The 14,883-nt window shown below is 70.8% G+C and carries 4 protein-coding genes; all 4 read right to left on the bottom strand.

The window, feature by feature from the left end; translation table 11 throughout:
* Positions 1-2 precede the first annotated feature (2 nt).
* The 4 genes from HGI30_RS07175 to HGI30_RS07160 are packed head-to-tail and all read right to left on the bottom strand — an operon-like array spanning position 3 to position 14,871.
* Positions 3-806, bottom strand: coding sequence for a CPBP family intramembrane glutamic endopeptidase (locus tag HGI30_RS07175; protein ID WP_168906999.1), 804 nt, complete (start codon positions 804-806; stop codon positions 3-5).
* Positions 803-1,609: a CPBP family intramembrane glutamic endopeptidase gene (locus tag HGI30_RS07170; RefSeq protein ID WP_168906998.1), complete on the bottom strand. Its 807-nt coding sequence runs from the start codon at positions 1,607-1,609 to the stop codon at positions 803-805. The genes HGI30_RS07175 and HGI30_RS07170 overlap by 4 nt, the downstream gene beginning before the upstream one ends.
* Positions 1,606-2,466 (bottom strand): CPBP family glutamic-type intramembrane protease, encoded by an 861-nt coding sequence (locus HGI30_RS07165; protein WP_168906997.1) that lies wholly within the window; start codon positions 2,464-2,466, stop codon positions 1,606-1,608. The genes HGI30_RS07170 and HGI30_RS07165 overlap by 4 nt, the downstream gene beginning before the upstream one ends.
* Before the next feature lie 30 nt (positions 2,467-2,496).
* The gene (locus tag HGI30_RS07160) at positions 2,497-14,871 is read right to left on the bottom strand and encodes a non-ribosomal peptide synthetase (protein WP_168906996.1); all 12,375 of its coding nucleotides are present in this window, start codon (positions 14,869-14,871) and stop codon (positions 2,497-2,499) included.
* Positions 14,872-14,883 lie beyond the last annotated feature (12 nt).

The raw sequence follows: 14,883 nt of genomic DNA, 5'->3' as shown, positions 1-14,883 counted from the left end.
CGTCAGCCGCGAGCCTGCGCCTCGGCGGCGGCCCTCCGATGCCGGCTGGGGCGACGGCGCCTGCCGAGCGTCGCCGCCAGATGAAGCGCCAGTGCTGCGGCGCTGGCGCTGCTGACGGCAAGCAGCAGGCCGGACGGCGCGTCCTGGAGCAGCTTGCCCCCGGCATAAACGGCCGAAGTGCTGAGCAGATGCGCGAGCAGCGAGATCCAAAGCGATCCGCCCGCCGCCCGCAGCAGGCCGTACACAAGCGCGCCGAGCGCCGCGAACAGTCCGGTCTGCACATTCAGGAAGACCGCTCCGAACAGCAGCGCCTGCAGCAGGACGGACACGGAGGGACCGAAGCGCAGGCGGAACGCTCGCAGCAGCATGCCGCGGAACAGCAGCTCCTCCAGCAGGGAGCCGAGCAGCAGGCTGCCCAGCAAAAAGACGGGCAGGCTGCCGCCGGCGACGAAGGAGGCGAGGCCGGCGATCGCGGGCAGCTCCTCCTGCACGAGCGGCAGGCGCGTGAAGGAAGCGATGAACAGCCCCAGCCAGACGCCGGCCAGCGCGAGAGCGAGCCAGCCCCTCGGCGGCGCGCCGAGGCCGAGCTCGCGGGCGCTGACCCGCTGCAGCCGCAGCAGGACCAGATAGAGAAGCAGCACGACGGGGTTGACGAGCAGCAGCAGGCCGTTCGGATTGGCCTCCAGCCACCCGCGCAGCCCAGGCGGTGAGCCTTCGCCGTACAGATACCCGCTGGCGGCGGTCAAGATACCCGCATACAGCCCGACGTACAGCAGCGCCAGTCCAAGCGCGCGCAGCGTCCTCATGCCCGTGCCGTCCGTACCGCCGGCGCCGGCGGTACGCGCCGCTTGCGGGAGGCGAGCAGCACGCCGGAGACGATCATCGCCAGCGCGGCCGCCATGATCGCGGCGAGCGTCCCTTCGCCGCCAAGGTCAGGCGCATAGCGCCAGAGCGCGTATTGCAGCCCCTGGCAAGCGATCTGCGCGGCGATCGGCGCCCAGATCGAGTCGAACCAGACGTACAGCAGGCCGAACAGCACGGCTCCCAGGAAGCCGTACAGCGACAGCGGGACGTCGCCGAGGAAGAACAGCGCGCCGTACAGCACGCCCTGCAGGGCGATCGCGGCCCATACCGGCATGAGCAGGCGGAAGCTGTTCAGCAGCATGCCCCGGAACAGCGTCTCCTTGTAGACGTTGCCGAGCAGCAGGAAGCCGAGGAACACATACCAGTCGGCGCGGTTGATGTAGTCGAACAGCGTCTGGAACTGGTAGTCCGACGAGCGGATGAAAGGCAGCTGCGAGAACGCCGCCGTGAACAGCCCCGCGCCGAGCCCGATCCACAGGCAGATGGCGACGGAAGGGCCTTGCATGCGGCGGAACCTGGCCTCGGCGAACAGGTTCTGGCGGAACAGCAGCCAGATTGCCGCGATCATGAGCGGCAGGCCGACGATGTCGTTCAGGAGGATCGTGACGAGCGTGTTGGTCCGGAACCATTCGGTATCCTGATAGACGTAGGCGAAGAACAGCCTGGTGACCGTGAAGAACCAGGCGAAGTAGACCGCGATGATGACGAGCGGCCGCAGCAGGCCGTTTTTCCAGTTGAGCTTCATCCGTGGACCGTCCTTTCCGATCGGACCGCCGGGCGCGAATCATCCGGCAGTCGGTGCGAGGCATAATGGCGCCACAGCCAGCCCGCAGCCGCAACCATCAGCAGCAGGCTGACGACGGCGATGCCGAGCGCGCCGGCGTCGCCGAGCGCGCCGACCGCCTCGTAGGCGCCGAGCGGCCGCGCGGCGAAGATCAGGCTCATCGCCGTGATCTGCACGAGGATCGGCGCCCACAGCGAGTTCAGGGCGAGCCGCAGGATGCCGTACAGCAGCCCCGAGCCGAAGCCGATGAACGAAAGCGCCAGGCTCGGCTGGAAATACGCGTAGGCGAGCGCCTGCAGGAGCAGCGCCGCCGCCAGCGGCAGGAAGCCTCTCAGCTCGCGGAGGATCAAGCCCCGGAACAGCAGCTCCTCGTACGCCGGAGCGATGAGCCCCGCGCCGAGGATGGCGAGCAACAGGTGGTCGCCGCGCAGCAGATCGTCGACCAGCGCCGGGATGGACGGAAAGCGGGACGCCACCGCCTCCGTCTCGATAAGGCCGATGCTGAACAGGCAGCCGAGCGCTCCGATCAGGATGCAGGCCAGCGCCGCTCCCGCCGGGAGCCGGCGCAGTCCCGCCGCTTCGGCCAGCGAAGGCGAGCGGCCGCGCGTCCCGAGGCGGACGGCTGCGAAGCCGAGCGCATAGACGGCTGTGATGGAGGCGAACAGCACCGCCATGAACATCGCCGGATTGCGGCCGAGGAATTCGACGAACGGCGCGGCGGCGTCGATCCTGTACAGATGGTTGAGCAAGTACAGCATGGCGTAGAACACGCCTAGATAGAGGGCGATGCGGACAATCGCAAGCGCGGTTTTTCTCATGGAGGAGACGGTCTCCTTTCGGGTGTGTGGCTAGTGGGAATCGGCCGGTCCTGCCGCCGCTTCCTGATACAGGCTTGCCGCGCCGCGCAGCAGCTCGGCATAGGCTGCGGCCCATCCGGCGGCAAGCTCCGCCGGATGGGACCATGCCGCATAGGTCCAGACGCAGCGCAGCGGCTCTCCCGGAGCGGTCGCCAAGACGGTCAGCTGGTGGTCGAAGCGGTCCAGCAGCTCGCCCTCCGGCGGCAGCGAAGCGCCTGCGGCGCCGGCCCGGAACAGCGGGGCGGCGGTCCAGCCTGCCTCCGGCGCTCGCTGGCGGCGAACGTTGCCCGGCCGGCAGCCTCCGCCGGCGGATAGCGCTGCGGCGGCGGCATCGAGCAGCTGCTCCATGCCAGGCACGTCCGCGAAATCGACGGCGGCCTCGGCGATGCGGCCGGCGCCTGCGGCCAAGGCGACCGAGACCGCGCTCGCGCCGGAGGCCTGGCTCCAAGCCAGCAGGAACAGGCCGAGCAGGACGCTGTCGGGCCCGGTGCCCCGCTCGGCGGCCATCGCCTCCAAGGCGCGGGCGACGGAAGGCTCCAGCTCGATGTCGAGCCGCCCCTCCCTGGGCCCGGAACGGACCGCCGGCGGAGCATCGCCCGGAAGCGGGATGCCGGTCCAGCTCCAGACGCGCTCCTCGTGACCGGCCGCGCTGTCGATCCGGGCGGCCAGCTTGCGCACCGTCGGATAGCTGAACAGATCGGCCACTTGGAGCGCGCCAGGCCAGCGCTGATCCAGCTGCTGGTGAAGCCGCAGCAGCAGCAGCGAGTCCGCTCCGGCTTCGAAGAAGCTGCGCTCGGCGTCCGCCTCGCCTCCGCCGAGCAGCGAGCTCAGCCGCGACGCGACCAGCCGCTCCGTCTCCGTTCGCGCCGAAGCATGCGGGCCTGAAGCCGGCGCGGCCGGCTGCGGATCAGGCAGCGCCCGGCGGTCGGTCTTGCCGCTCGGCGAGAGCGGCATCGCTTCCAGCCGGACGAAGGCGGCCGGGATCATGTAATCGGGCAGCTCGCGGGCCAGCGCCTCGCGCAGCTGCGATTCGTCCAGCGGCGCGGCTGCCGTGTAATAAGCGCATAGATACTCCGCGGCCTCGGCGCCGAAGCGGCTGCGCTTCAGCACGACCGCTTCGCCGATGCGGCCGTCGCGACGGAGGGCCGCCTCGATCTCGCCGCACTCGATCCGGTAGCCGCGAAGCTTGACCTGATGGTCCAGCCGACCGAGGTACTCGAGCTGGCCGTCCGGCAGCCAGCGGGCCAGGTCGCCGGTGCGGTACAGCCGGCCGCCGTCCCGGTACGGATTGGGCACGAACGCCTGGCGCGTCAGCTCTTCGCGGCCGAGATAGCCCCGCGCGAGGCCGACGCCGGCGATGCACAGCTCGCCCGGCACGCCCGGCGGCTGCATCCGCAGGCCGTCGCTCAAGACGTACAGCGCCGTCCGGTCGATCGGGCGGCCGATCGGCACGGATTTCCCCCTCCGCCCCTCACGGCTGCAATTGTAGAAGCTGACGTCGACCGTCGCCTCCGTCGGACCGTACAGATTGACCAGCTCCGCCCCCGAGCGGCCCGCGACAATCGCCTCGAACCGGTCGGCATGGCTGGCGGCCAGCGCCTCGCCGCTCGCGAACACCGTGCGCAGCGGAGCGAGGGAGCCCTCCTCGGCCGCCGCGCGGACGGCGGCGTCCTCCAGGAACAGATGGAGCATGGACGGCACGAAGTGCATCGTCGTGACGCCAGCTTCGGCGACAGCCCGCGCGATCGCGGCCGGGTCCTTCTCGCCGCCCGGCTCCAGCAGGAAGACGGACGCGCCGGCGAAGCTCCACCACATGAGCTCCCATACCGAAACGTCGAAGGTGATCGGCGTTTTGTGCAGGATGACGTCGGACGCGGCAAGCGGATAGGCCCGCTGCATCCAGCGCAGCCGGTTGAGGACGGAGCGATGCTCGATCATGACGCCCTTGGGCCGTCCCGTGGAGCCGGAGGTGTACAGCACGTAAGCGAGGCTGCTTCCGTCATGCCCGGCTGCCTGCGGAGCGCGGTCCAGCCGGCTCCGCACGGCTTCCGCCACGCCGAGCCGGGGCAGCTCGCGCACCGCCGGCGCCGGATCGGACTCCGAAGCGGTCAGCACGAGCGCCGCTCCGCAGTCGTCCAGCATGTACGACAGGCGCTCCGGCGGCAGGGACGGCGCCAACGGCACATAGGCGGCTCCGGCCTTGAAGATGCCGTAGATCGCCACGATCAGCTCCGGGCAGCGCTCCATGCAGACGGCGACGAGCGAGTCCCGCCCGATGCCGCGCTGCCGGAGCTCCCCTGCCAGCCGCTCCGACGCCTCGTCCAGCTCCCGGTAGGTGAGCGAGCCGGATCGGCTGCGGACGGCGACCGCCTCCGGCGTCAGCCGGGCTTGCCGCGTGAGCTCGGCGTCCAGCGTAGCGGGCTCCGGGAGAGCGCCGGCAGTTGAATCGAGATGCGTCGCCTCTTCTCGTGGGGACGAAGCCCGATCCCATCGTCCGGGGTGGAAAAGAAGCTCCTGCTCCCTCTCCTGCTCCGCCGTCAGCAGCGGAAGCTCCCGGATCGGGCCGGCCGCATCGGCGCACGCCGCATCGAGCAGCGTCGCATACCAGCCGGCCATGCGCCTCGCCGCCTCCGCGTCCATCAGCGCGGAGGCGTACTCCACCGTCAGCTCGATGCCGCCGCCGCGCTCGGCCAGCTCGAAGGTCAGGTCCAGCTTGGACGCCGGATGCTCCAGGCGGAACGGCTCCAGGCGCAGTCCGCCCGCCTCGCCGGCCGGCGGATCCATGCTCTGCCAGACGAACATCGTGTCGAACACCGGGTTCCGGCCCGGATCGCGCCCCGCGCCAAGCGAGGCGGCGAGCAGCTCGAACGGCAGCTGCCCCTGGTCCAGCGCCTCGACGGAGGTACGGCGCGCCTCGTCGACCAGCTGGCCGAAGCTCGCTTCTCCCGGCGCGCAGATGCGGAGCGGGAGCGTCTGCACGAACATGCCGACGACCGGCTCCAGATCGGGATGGAAGCGTCCGCTCGCCGGCGTGCCGACGATCAGGTCCTCCTCGCGCGTCATCCGGTGCAGCAGCGCCGCGTATGCGGCGAGCAGCACGTGGTAGGGCGTCGCTTCCAGCGCGCTGGCGAGCCGGCGCACCGCGCCGACGAGCGGGTCCGGCAGCCGCAGCCGCACGTGTCCGCCCCGGCCGTCCGGCCGCTCCGGACGCGGTCCGGAGAGCGGCAGGTCGAGCGCCGGCAGCGGACCGGCGAGCCGGGAGCGCCAGTAGGCTTCCTGCTGCTGCCGCTCCGGCTCCTCCAGCCAGCGCTCCTGCCAGACGGCGGCGTCGACGAGCCGCAGCGGCAGCGGCGCCAGCTCCCGCCCTTCGTACAGGGCGGCAAAATCGGCGGCCAGCGCGTTCAGGCTGACGCCGTCGGAGACGATGTGATGCAGATCCAGCAGCAGCGCGGCTCCCTGCCCGTCGCGGACGAGAGCGGCGCGCATCAGCGGAGCCCGGCTCAGGTCGAACGGACGGACGAACCTCGCGGCCGCCTCCTCCCTCGGCCCATCCATCGTCTCCGCCTGAATGACGGCGTCCGGCTCGATGATCTGAACCGGCTTGCCGCCCTCCCACCCGAACCGTGTCCGCAGCGCTTCATGCCGACGGGACAGCCGCCGCAGCGCCAGCTGCAGGCGCTTCTCGTCCAGCTCGCCTTCCAGCGCGAGTCCGAGCGGCAGATTGTAGGCGGTGCTCTGCGGATCGAGCTGATGGAGGATGAACAGCCGGTTCTGGGCCGGCGTCAGCGGATAATGCGGCCGTTCTCCTGCGGAAGGAAGGGACGGGGAACCGTCTGCGGACGGAGCCGCATCGATCCGTGCCGCCATCTCCTCCAGGACAGGGAACTCGAACACCTCCCTCAGCGAAAAGCGCTTCCCGAACGTCCGCTCGACCGCCGCGGCCAATTGGGCCGCACGCAGCGAATGGCCGCCGGAGCGGAAGAAATTCGCCTCCGCCGTCAAGCCGGACGCTCCGAGCAGCGCCGACCACAGCTCGGCGAGCTTGCGCTCGGACGCCGTCTCGGGCTGGCGGCCGCATGCGTCCGCGCCTGCGGTCCAGTCCGGCGCAGGCAGCCGCTTGCGGTCCGTCTTGCCGCTCGGCGTGAGCGGAAAAGCGGGCAGCGCGACGACGCGCGCGGGCAGCATGTAGTCCGGCAGCCGCCGCGCCAGCGCGCCCGGCAGCCGGGCGGCCAGCTCCGTCCGCTGCGCCTCCGGCAAGCCGCTGGCGACATACAGGCATAAAGCCGGCTCGCCCAGCGGATCGTCCACGAGCATCGCCACGGCGTCCTGCACGCCTGCCGCCGCCATCGCCGCCTGCTCGATCTCGCCGCATTCGATGCGCTGGCCGCGGAGCTTGACCTGATGGTCGAAGCGGCCCAGGTACTCCAGCTGGCCGTCCGCGTTCCAGCGCGCCTCGTCTCCCGTCCGATAGAGGCGCGTGCCGTCCGGCAGGGATGCGAACTTCTCCGCCGTCAGCTCCGGACGGTTCAGATACCCGCGCGCCAGTCCGACCCCGGATATGCACAGCTCCCCGGAGGCGCCCGGCGGCAGCGGCCGCAGGCGATCGTCCAGCACATGCAGCCCGATGTTGGCGATCGGCCGGCCGATCGGCAGCGGACCGCCCTCGTAGCCGGCGCAATCATAATAGCTGACGTCGACGGCCGCTTCCGTCGGCCCGTAAAGGTTGACCAGCAGCGGCAGCGCCCGGCCCTCCCCGCGAAGCTCGGCGAACCGGGCGGCATGCGCCGGCTTCAGCGCCTCGCCGCTCGCGAACACCGCCTTCAGCCCGGCAAGCGGCTTGTCGATCCCGCTGTCGGCGGCATAGGGAAGGAACGCGCCGAGCATCGACGGCACGAAGTGCATCGTCGTCACGCCTTCTTCGCGGATCACCCGCAGCAGCGCGGCAGGATCCTTCTCCCCGCCCGGCTCCAGCAGGCGCACCGAAGCTCCGGCAAGGCTCCACCAGAACAGCTCCCACACCGACACGTCGAACGTGACGGGCGTCTTTTGCAAAATGACATCGTCCTCCGTCAGCGGATAGGCATCCTGCATCCACCGCAGCCGGTTGACGATCGCCCGATGCTCGACGAGCACGCCCTTCGGACGGCCGGTCGAGCCGGACGTATAGATGACGTAGGCCAGCGAGTCCGGATCGGCCTGCTGCGGACCTGCCGGCAGCGGGAGCGCCTCGCCGGGAGCCGCCGCTTCGTCCGCCAGCGCCCGCTCGACCAGCGCCTCCAGCTCCAGGCGGACGACGGCCGGACCTGCCGGCGTCCCGTCGGCGTCTCGCGCCGCAAGCAGCAGGCGGCACCCGCTGTCGTCCACGATGTCCGCCAGCCGCTCCCGGGGCTGATCCGGGTCCAGCGGCAAGTACGCGGCTCCGGCTTTCAGCACCGCCATCACTCCCGCCATCATCGCCAAGGAGCGGCGGGCCGCGATCGCGACGATGCCGTCGCGTCCCGCGCCAGCGGAACGAAGCGCATCCGCCATGCGCGACGAGATGCGGTCCAGCTCGCGGTACGTCCAGCCGCCTTCGGACGAGTGGACCGCGAGCCGGTCCGGAGACCGCAGCGCCTGCTCCGCGAACAGGCCGTGCAGCGTGCTTGCCGCAGGATAAGCCTTCGCAGTGCCGTTCCACGCTTCCAGCTGCGCCAGCTCCGCAGCGGTCGGCCGCAGCAGCTCATCGAGCGTAGCCTGCGGCTCCGCTGCCGCCCGCTGCAGCAGCTCGATCCACGTATCCGCCAGCCGCTGGACGGTAGACGGCCGCAGCAGCCGGGAGGCGTATTCGAGCTCGCCTCTCAGCCCGTGCGGGCCGTCGCCGTACAGATCCAGCTTGAGGTCCAGCTTGGAGGTGCGGCTGCCGCCGATCCGCACGGGCTCGAGCGAGAACCGCTCTCCACGGACGGACGGCTCGCCGCCGAGCTGGCTGTGCAGGATGAGCATCGTGTCGAACAGCGCGTTACGCGCCGGATCGAACGGCCCTCCGGCCAGCTCCAGCAGCCGTTCGAACGGCACCTCCTGATGCTCGTAGGCGGACAAGAGACGCTCCTGCATGTCCTGCGCCGCCTGCTTCAGCGCCAGGCCGCGCGGGAACGATGTCCGGATCGGAAGGAAGCCGTTGAACATGCCGACCATCGCCCCCGTGTCGGGATGGCCGCGTCCGGCGCTGAGCGTGCCGATCACCCGCTCTTCGGCGCCGCTCCAGCGAGCGAGCAGCGCTCCGTACAGCGTGAACAGCAGGCTGTTCATCGTGACGCTCCAGCTCCCGGCGAGCTTCTCCAGCGCTTCGGTCAGGCCGTTCGGAAAATCAAAGGCCAGCGTGCGCCCCTCGAACGAGCGCCTGTCGCCGCGCGGCCGGTCCAGCGGCAGCTCGGGCTGCGGCAGCGGCGCGGCAAGCTGCTCCCGCCACCAGGCGAGGGCGGCCTCGGAAGGCTCGGCGCCTCCGGCTTCTAGCCAGATTGCGTAATCCTTGTGCTGGACGTCCGGGATCGGCTCGGGAGCCGCTCCTTCCAGCAGCCGGACCAGCTCCTCCAGCAGCAGCCCGACGGAGATGCCGTCGGCCGCGATATGGTGCAGGTTCAGCAGCAGGTAACGCTCGTCCTCCGCTTCCGTTTCGACGTAGCACGCAGCCAGCAGCGGAGCCCGGTCCAGCGGCAGCGGCCTCAAGAACGCGCTCATCGCCTCCGCCAGCCCCGCCGGGCCGGCGATGTCCATCCGCCCCAGCTCGACCTTTGCGGCCGGAGCCACGACAGCGCGCGGCTCCGCTCCGCTCAGCCGCACCGTCGTGCGCAGCGGCTCGTGGCGGTCGACCAGCGCTTGCAGCGCAGCCTGGACCGCCTCTGCGGAAGGAGCGCCGCCAAGCCGCAGCGCCAGCGGCACGTGATAGGCAAGGCCGATGCCCTCCTGCCGCTCCAGCAGCGCGAGGCGCGCCTGAGCGGGACTGAGCGGATACGACTCCGCCGGCGGCGCCGGCCGCAGCCGCTCGCGCCCGGCGCGCTCGGCCTGGTCCAGCCAAGACGCCTGGCCGCGCACCGTCGGCCGCGCGAACACCTCGCGGACGGGCATCGGCACGCCGAAGCGGCGATGGATCTCGCCGGTCAGCGCGGCCGCGGTCAGCGAATGTCCTCCCAGCTCGAAAAAGGAGTCCGTCACGCCTAGTTCCGGCCGCTTGAGCACCTTTTGCCACAGCCCGGCGAGCTCCCGCTCCGTCTCCGTCGCAGGCCGCTCGCGAGCCGCCGAAGCAGCCGCCTCCGGGGCCGGCAGCGCCCTGCGGTCGACCTTGCCGGTCGGCCCGAGCGGCAGGCGCTCCAGGCTGACGATGAACGCCGGCTGCATGAAGGCCGGCAGGCCTTGCGCCAGCCAGCTCCTCAGCGCCGCTTCGTCCAGGCCGGCGGCGGAAGGCACGACATAGGCGCACAGCGCCGCCTCCGCGCCTTCGCCGACCACGCCGGCATGCGCCTCCCGCACCTGTCCGCTTGCCAGCGCGCGCGCCTCGATCTCGCCGAGCTCGATGCGGAATCCGCGCAGCTTGACCTGCTGATCCAGCCGGTCGAGAAAGACGAGGCTGCCGTCATGCAGCCTTCTTACCCGATCTCCCGTGCGGTACATGCGCGCTCCCGGACGGTACGGATGGGGGCGGAAGCGCTCCTCCGTCTCGCGAGGCAGGCCGACATATCCTTCGGCGACGCCGCTGCCCGCGACATGCAGCTCGCCCGGCACGAGATCGGGGACGAGCCGCCCCGACGCATCGAGCACCATCGTCTCCGTGCCGTCGATCGGCCGGCCGATCGGCAGCGCCGAAGCTCCCGGCTCCAGCTCCGCCACCGGCCAGGCGGTGGCGAACACGGTCGTTTCGGTCGGTCCGTACACGTGCAGCAGCGAGCCCGGCCCGAGCGACGCCAGCGCCAGCCGGGCATGAGGGACGGAAGCCCGCTCTCCGCCGAACAGCACGCGCCTCAGCCGGGGAAGGCCGTCCAGCCCGTAAGCGGCCAGCGTGTTGAACAGCGCGGTCGTCGCGAACAGCACGGTCACGCCATCCTCGCGCAGGCGGCGGACAAGCGCAGGCGCATCCATCGCCTCGTCACCGTCGGCCAGAACGAGACGCGCTCCGTTGGTCAAAGCGCCGTAGATGTCGAACGTCGATCCGTCGAACGCAAGGCTCGACAGCTGCAGCAGCGCGTCGTCCGGGCCGAGCTCGACATAGCCGGGACGATAAACGACGCGCGCGACGTTGCGATGGGTCGTGCGGATGCCTTTGGGCGTGCCCGTGGAGCCTGAAGTATACAAGATGTACGCCAGATCGTCCGGCGAGGACAGAGAGTCCCGCCGCTCCGCCTGATCTTCGGCGGCTGCATGAGCCGTCGATGCGGCCCCCGTCCCGTCAAACGCCTCGGCCCTTGCTTCCGCGGCAGCCCCCCGCTCCCGCATCCATGCCTCCGCGTCGAGCCGCTTGACCGGTCGGCCGCAAGCTGCCGCCGCCTGCTCGAGCAGGTCCAGCGCCGACGCGTCGGCCACCGCCGCATCGACCTCGGCGTCGCGCAGCATGAACGCGGCCCGCTCGGCGGGATAGTTCGGGTCGATCGGCACGTACGCCCCGCCGAGCCGCAGCGCCGCGATCAGCGCGGCCAGCTGCAACGGCGAGCGCTTCATCGCGATCGCAATCCGCGAGCCGCGGGCCGCGCCAAGTTCGGCCAGTCCGGCGGCCAGGCGGCCCGATGCGTCCCACAGCTCGCCGTAGCTCCAGCTGCCGCCGGCGAACGAGAGCGCGATCCGGTCCGGTCCTTCCTCCGCCTGTCGGCGGATCAGCTCCTGCAGCGGAGCCGCCTCCTGCTCCGGCCATCGGCTCACGCCGCTCCGCAGCGTCTGCTCCCGTTCATCGCCGATCAGCGTCTCCAGCGAAGCGGCGGCGCGTTCCGGAGCGGCGGCCGCTTGACGGGCCAGCGTTTCGTAGTGGCGGAGCAGCTGTCGGGCCGTTTCGGGGCCGAACAGATCGTCCGCGTATTCGAGCCGGATCGCGACGCCGTCCGGATGCGCTTCGCATTCCCAGAACAGATCGAACTTGCAGGAGCCCGTCGGAATCGCGTCCGGCGTCAGGCGCAGCTCGTCGGTCCGGAACTGCGGCAGCTCCAGGTTCTGAAGGGTGAAGGCGGTGTCGAACAGCGCGCTGCGTCCCGCCTCGCGCGAGGCTCCGGCCAGCTCGGCGATCGCCTCGTAGCCGATGTCGCCGTGCTCGATCGCGGCTGCGGACGTCTCCCCGACCTCCCGCACCCACTCCAGCACGGTGCGCTGCCTGCTGCCCCTCAGCCGCAGCGGCAGCAGCGTCGCGAGCAAGCCGACGGTGCCGAGCGTCTCGCGGCGGACGCGGCGCGCATAGGCGGTTCCGACGACGACGTCGTCCGCGCCGGCATACCGCTCCAGCAGCAAGCCGTATACGGCGAGCAGCGCCGCGTACAGCGTCGTGCCGGCGCTGCGGCCCAGCTGCGCCAGACGCTCCGACAGCTCGCGGTCGAGCTGGAGCCGCTCCACCCCGCCCCGGAAGGTCGGCAAGAGCGGCCGAGGACGATCCGCCGGCAGCGGCGCCGACGGAATTCCATCGGCGAACTGAGCCTTCCAATACCGTTCTGCCGAGCGCGTCGCCCCCGAGACGGCGGCGTCAAGCTCCTGCAGCGCGATATCGCCGACGCCCGGCGAGGGCTCCGGCAAGGGGCGTCCGTCGTACAAGGCCGCCAGATCGTGCATCAGCACCCCCATCGAGCTGCCGTCGGTGACGAGGTGATGCGCGTCGAGCATCAGCGCATGGCGCCCGCCCGGCAGCTGCAGCAGCTCCAGCCGCAGCAGCGGAGCGCGCTCCAGATCCATCGGCCGCAAAAACGATCTCCGGCGCGAAGCGGCCGCTGCAGCGGCCTCATCGGGAGCCAGAGCGCGCAGATCGGTCATCGCGAGGGGCAGCTCCACCCTCGTCGCGATCTCCGCGACCAACTCCCCCTCCACGAGCCTGAACGACGTGCGCAGCGCGTCATGCCGCTCGGCGAGCGCTTCCCAGACGGCCGCAAGCCGGGCCATATCCAGCGGACCTTCGATGCCGACCTCGTAGGGAAGCCGGTAGCTGAGCGTACCGGGATACAGCTCCTCATGCAGATGGAGCCGCCGCTGCGCAGGCGTAGCCGGATAGGAGCCGCGGTCGGCGCGGACGAGCGGCGCGGACGCCGGAGCCGTCCGGACTCCCTCGGCCAGCCGCTGCTCGACATAGGCCGCGAGCGCGCGCGCCGTGTCATGGCGCAGCAGCTCCGCCAGCGACAGGGGGGCTTCCAGCTCCTCCTGGATGCGGGCCGCGGCGCGCGCGGCGCGCAGCGAATTGCCGCCATGCTCCAGGAACGAGTCGTTCGGACCGAGCCGCTCCGTCCCGAGAATCTCCATCCAGATATCCAGCAGCCGGCTCTCGATCGCGGTCGGTCCACCGGCCGCTCCCGCCTCGTCCTTCGGAACGGAGACGGCAGACCGCACGTTTCGGCTGTCCGCCAAGCGTCCAGTCGATGATGCGGCCTCCTCTGTCGGAGAAAGCGGACCCGCCGCCGCGGCTCCCTCGTTCAGGCTAGTCTTGTCCGCTTCAGGGGCAAGCAGCGCTTCCTGCGCGGCCGCGGCCGCTTCGGCCGCATCCAGCAGCTCGAGCGCGGCGGCGAACTGCCCGGCCAGCAGCTCGTCCGCCAGCTCGAAGCGCTTGATTTTACCGGACGTCGTTTTGGGAATCCGCTTCACGGGCACGACGGGGCCGGCTTCTAGACCGGCGCGGCGGCTGAGGAGCACGCGCACCTGGCGCCGGATGGCCAGAAACGCTTCCGGTTTGCCGCGGTGCTGCACGAAAACCGCAGCGATGTCGGAGCCTGTCCGCGGGTCCGAGACGGCGCTGACCGCAGCCTTGCCGGCCGCGCAGGCCGGCAGCTCGGCCAGCAGCTCCTCCAGGTCATGCGGATAGTAGTTCTGGCCGTTGACGAACAGGATGTCCTTCATCCTTCCCGTCAAATAGAGGCGGCCTTCGTGGAAGAAGCCGATGTCGCCGGTGTTCAGCCAGCCGTCGCGGATGAGCTCCCGGTTGGCGTCCGGCCGGTTGAAATACCCTCGGGTCACGTTGGCTCCCCGGATGCAGACGAGTCCGGCCTCGCTCTCGCCCAGCCGCTTGCCTGCCCCGTCGAACAGGGCAGCCTCGCAGCCGGCGACCGGCGTGCCGAGCTCGACGAGCTCCATCGCTTGCAGGTCGCCCGCCTCCGCCAGCGGCACGGCTTCTCCCGGACGCAGCCGTCCGCGGCGGACATGTACGGTGCGCAGCGGCTCGTCCGGATCGGGGAAGGTGACGGCAAGGCAAGCCTCCGCAAGGCCGTAGACCGGGAACAGGCTTTGCGGGCGCAGGCCGAAAGGATTCAGCAGCTCCAGGAAGGCGCGGCAGGCCTCTGCCGAGATCGGCTCCGCACCGTTGAACAGCAGCCTCACCGCGGACAGGTCCCACGAACCGGCCTGATCCGGCTTGAAATGCTGCATCAGATGAAGGAGCCCGAAATTGGGCGAGGCGAGGCAGGTGATGTGCTCGCGGCTCGCCAGCTCCAGCCAGCTCATCGGCCGCAGCACGAACTGCGACGTCGGCATGAGCCACTGGTTCATGCCGGCCAGCAGCGGCGAGAGGTGGAAGCCGATCAGCCCCATGTCATGGGTCAAGGGAAGCCAGCTCAGCGAGGAGTCTATCGGCCCGGAGCGCGCTCCGCGGACGATGGCGCGCATGTTGGCCAGCAGGTTTGCGTGCGTCAGGACGACGCCTTTGGGATCGCCCGTAGAGCCGGAGGTGAACTGGATGAAGGCCGGCTCGTCCGGATCGGCGGCGTGCAGCCGGATCGGCGGCTCGTCCGCAAGCACCGCCGGCTCGGCGCGTTCGAGCAAGGCTTCGAGGGCCGGATACGGAACGACGCCGGCCTGATTCCCGGCAGCATCGGCCAGCTCGGCGTCGGCCAGGACGAGCGGATCCGGCAGCTGGGCGCGCACGGCGGCCAGCTTGCGCTTCTGCTCGTCCGTGCGGGCGGCGGCCAAGGGCACCGGAACCGCTCCTCCGAGCAGGCAGGCCCAGAACAGGAGCGCGAAGCGCTCGTTGCTCTCCGTCTGGAGCACCGCATGGCGCCCGGGCCGGAGTCCGTGGCGGACCAGCGGGCCGAGCAGCTCCGTTGCCCGGCGTTCCAGCTCGCCGTAGGTCACGAAGCGCTCTCCGGACGGCTCGGCAAAGGTGATGCCGGCCTCGCTGGAGCGCCTGGAGGCGAGCAGGCCGGTCAAGGTAGTGCAAGCATCCATCGCGGCGTCTCC

This window comes from Paenibacillus albicereus (assembly GCF_012676905.1).
Classification (GTDB): Bacteria; Bacillota; Bacilli; order Paenibacillales; family Paenibacillaceae; genus Paenibacillus_O; species Paenibacillus_O albicereus.
Note: the sequence above shows the minus strand (reverse complement) of the source record. Positions and strands in the feature narration are given on the sequence as shown.